Origin of the sequence: Rhodocytophaga aerolata, assembly GCF_030503435.1 — a bacterium.
Taxonomy (GTDB): domain Bacteria; phylum Bacteroidota; class Bacteroidia; order Cytophagales; family 172606-1; genus Rhodocytophaga; species Rhodocytophaga aerolata.
Map to the genome: position 1 here is coordinate 1 of NZ_JAUKPO010000117.1, position 3,304 is coordinate 3,304.

Below are 3,304 nucleotides of genomic sequence, written 5' to 3' on the forward strand. Positions count from 1 at the left end.
GCTCTAAATCAATAAAAGCCTTTTCCCTTTTTTCTCCGGTTAATGGCAATTAATGTATCAAACATAATCGCAGATCGTGGGTGCTAGCTGGAGCTATGGCGTCAGCACCCAGATTGCCGATATTATGTGGTGTTACAAGCTAGCTTTTTTAAATTTTATTCCTTTCTTCCACTTTCCTTCATCTTCAAGGTTTTTATAGAAGAATTGAATATGGTTTCCTTTAATCTTCATATACCAATTAAAATCTGTTATATGGCCGTTTCTATATTCAGTCATTATAAAACCTTTATTTGATTTGCGTATAATTCCATGTGATGTTTCTTCATCCCATTGTTTGTAGTTTCTCAAATCTTTGGGTGTGCCACATCCATAATCTCTTCGAATATAAGTTGAGTCAGGCATTAGTTGTATTTCGCTTACTCTATAGCAACCAACAGGTCCATTTGTATCACCTTTTCAAATATATGTATCTCCTTTTTCTGCTGGTTTTAAGTCCCATAAGGATTGAAAAATTGAGAATAGGAATATCAAACAAATCATTTATTATCTTCATTTAGCTTGCTTGTAATGGCCCGACTGCTGCCGCAAACTGTAGCCTTTGGTGGGGCTTGTGCTTTGGTGGCGAAGTTGACGGGCAGAAGGGTGTTGTATGCCGTTGTTTAATCAGTGTTATCAAAGCGTAAACTATTCTCAAACTCTTCAGGAACCTCTAGCTTTTTTCTCATGTCATTAAACTCTTCCCTATTTAAGGGGCCAACAATATTATTTTTTATTGTCTGGTAGTGATTGCTATGGACGACTTTGACAATATAATAATTTGTAATCTGATTATTTAGAGGTTCCCCAAACTCATGAGGATGTTGCTTGACTACTATAAACTTATCATTCCATCCCACTTCAAAAACTGTTTCTCCAATGATTCCTTCTCCAACTCCAGAATCTTCATCTTTATAACTTAGTTGCATACTTTCTTCTGAATCTATGGCATCTAAGTAATATCTTCCAATCAATTTCTTCTCATAAGAATAATCAAATATACAGCTGGTAAAAAATAATAATCCTAGCAATATAAGTGATATCTTATTAGTCATATTCTTGAATGGCATACAACATATGTATACACACACCTTGGATCTTTAAGTTGTGTGTATTTCTTTTATATCCACCACTCTCCTTGGGTAACTGCAAAAGCAGCTTTTAAAGTCTAATATTTAGGCTGAAAGCCTAATTACGGCCGTTGCAGCCTCCTTTCTTATCGCATAGAGCAAAGAATGGCTCCTCTCCTGCCCTTCTTTAATATACGATACTTTTTCTCATTCACCAATTACTATCCATCCATCTTAGGCTGCTTTAGAGCAACTTAACGTCTGTTTGTTACTTTTTTACTTATACTTATTTTAATGCTTTCAAAACTCTCTTTTAAAGGAGGGTTATTTGTACTTTTCTGATTGTGTGTATTCATAGATTTCCCGGAATAAACACAACTGCATTAGGAAGTACACCTACTTTTTAAGCTTATTTAGCAAAAAAGAGCTTATATAAGCTCTTCATGAAGAAAGGATGAAAAATATAGATTTGCAATTTCACAAATTTTTACCTGATACTATTGTATAAGTTTGTCTAAGTAGCTGACAAAAAGAAGACTATAGGCAAAACGACGAGCATATAAAAAGTACAAAAATAAAAATATAAGACAAAATGGCCACAAATTGCACTAATTGTGGTTTTGGTGGACATCACTTTTTATGTTAAGCAAGATTATAGCACTTTAACATGGGGTGAATATCACTTTTTAAATGCCATCTTCTAGGAGTAATGCAAAAATGAGAAGTAGAATGGACAAAGCTACACGCCGGCCTCGCCTCAAGCATTAGCCCCTGCGCGTTCTACGGCCGGCTGGGCGTAGTAGTCGGTATTGTATGCAGCTCGCGCCAATGTCTCTTTTTACTTGAATACTATGCTATCAGTCTCTAGTAAACTATCAAACTTTGATCGATATTCCCACGACTTATTTCTCCAATACTCATCAGCGTCAGCAATCTTGCGCTCTTTTAGAGAAGGAAAATAAAACTGTATGTATTCATACTCATTTCCGCTGTCTTTCACAGCATAAACTGAGCCGGCGTACCTCATGTCGGCACTAATATCCTTACTGCCTTCAAAAGCTAACACGCGGCTATCCTTCTTAATATCTAAAACTGAAACTGGAACATAAGCTACTCCATTGTGATTTATTTGGTACCGACCTCCTACTTTTTGGATGTCCAACCCAGATGTATCCTTAACCGGTATGACATATACCCATCCAATATAGCCCGAAGGAACTTCAATATCAATTTTTTGGTCGATGAGAAAACAGCTTGTGGAAAGTATAAACAAACAGAATAAGAGTACTCTTCCTTGCATTTTCATTATTGGGAGAGATTTTTTATATAGCTGCGCACAACGTTTGAGCATGCGCAGCACGGAGCTTTCAGTGGAGTGTCGCGTATGCTCAAACGTTGTGCGCTTTCTTACTTTACTTTAACTTGTCAAAAGTCTGATTCAAGGTCTGGATATACTCTTTTATTTCTTTCCTTTCGTATAAATCTGGATTTTTATCAAGATATATGTAATTATCTTTAGAATCGTCAAGTTTGATTAGATAACCGCAAGCAGTGTCATGACTGGCATCATCTGACCAATCTCTAATCACCTCTTCATTAATATCCTTTATTTTATCAATTAGATTATCATCAATCTTTATTGCTTGTGATTTTTTTCCACAGACTGTAAAACTTATCTTTGCTACTTTATCGATATGCAATTTATCTTCACAAAACTTTTTATCAACCGCGCAAAAACGGGTTATAGTTAAAGTCTCCCAATTATTTTTATTTGTTTCTACTTCAGCTTTTATGAAGGTCACACTGAATATAAATAATAAGATAAATTTAACCATATTTCATTTGTTTAGATTGTACACACGCTATATAGCGGATATTCATAGCGTGTATATCACAACATAGAGAAATATACGCTATTCATTCTCAAAGTAACCTGGTCTATTACTAAAATAGCTTTACAGGATTGAGGATAAAATAAGTAAGTCAAATAGCATTTAATAAATTGTAATTTTTAGTGGTGTTATTATACCATCTCTTATGAAGTACACCCTTTTTACCATGAGCTTGAGCAGGGGTTAAATAGTCACAGCTGGCATGGGGGCGTAAGTGGTTATAGGCATAGATGGCCTTTGCAATACCTTCTTGAGCCAAAGGGAAAGAAAGGAAACCGCGGCAGTAAAATTCATTTTTAATTGTGC

The 3,304-nt window shown here is 35.5% G+C and carries 5 protein-coding genes; all 5 read right to left on the minus strand.

Annotation, left to right across the window (positions count from 1 at the left end):
* Positions 1 to 132: 132 nt before the first annotated feature.
* A complete protein-coding gene (locus tag Q0590_RS36880; RefSeq protein WP_302042698.1) occupies positions 133 to 402 on the minus strand; it encodes a hypothetical protein in 270 nt (89 codons plus the stop codon).
* Positions 403 to 659: 257 nt separating this feature from the next.
* Positions 660 to 1,091 (minus strand): DUF3997 domain-containing protein, encoded by a 432-nt coding sequence (locus Q0590_RS36885; protein ID WP_302042699.1) that lies wholly within the window; start codon positions 1,089 to 1,091, stop codon positions 660 to 662.
* An 853-nt stretch (positions 1,092 to 1,944) separates the two neighbouring features.
* Entirely contained in the window at positions 1,945 to 2,457 is a 513-nt protein-coding gene (locus Q0590_RS36890; protein WP_302042700.1) for a hypothetical protein, read from the minus strand.
* Between the two features lie 61 nt (positions 2,458 to 2,518).
* A complete protein-coding gene (locus Q0590_RS36895; RefSeq protein ID WP_302042701.1) occupies positions 2,519 to 2,941 on the minus strand; it encodes a hypothetical protein in 423 nt (140 codons plus the stop codon).
* A gap of 148 nt (positions 2,942 to 3,089) precedes the next feature.
* The coding region (locus Q0590_RS36900) for an integrase core domain-containing protein (protein WP_302042702.1) at positions 3,090 to 3,304 on the minus strand (215 nt) is incomplete at its 5' end.

Bases quoted from the DNA above. Each gene is read 5' to 3' on its own strand.
- Q0590_RS36880 (WP_302042698.1), bottom strand. From the start codon at position 402: ATGCCTGACTCAACTTATATTCGAAGAGATTATGGATGTGGCACACCC.
- Q0590_RS36890 (WP_302042700.1), bottom strand. From the start codon at position 2,457: ATGCTCAAACGTTGTGCGCAGCTATATAAAAAATCTCTCCCAATAATG.
- Q0590_RS36885 (WP_302042699.1), bottom strand. From the start codon at position 1,091: ATGACTAATAAGATATCACTTATATTGCTAGGATTATTATTTTTTACC.
- Q0590_RS36895 (WP_302042701.1), bottom strand. From the start codon at position 2,941: ATGGTTAAATTTATCTTATTATTTATATTCAGTGTGACCTTCATAAAA.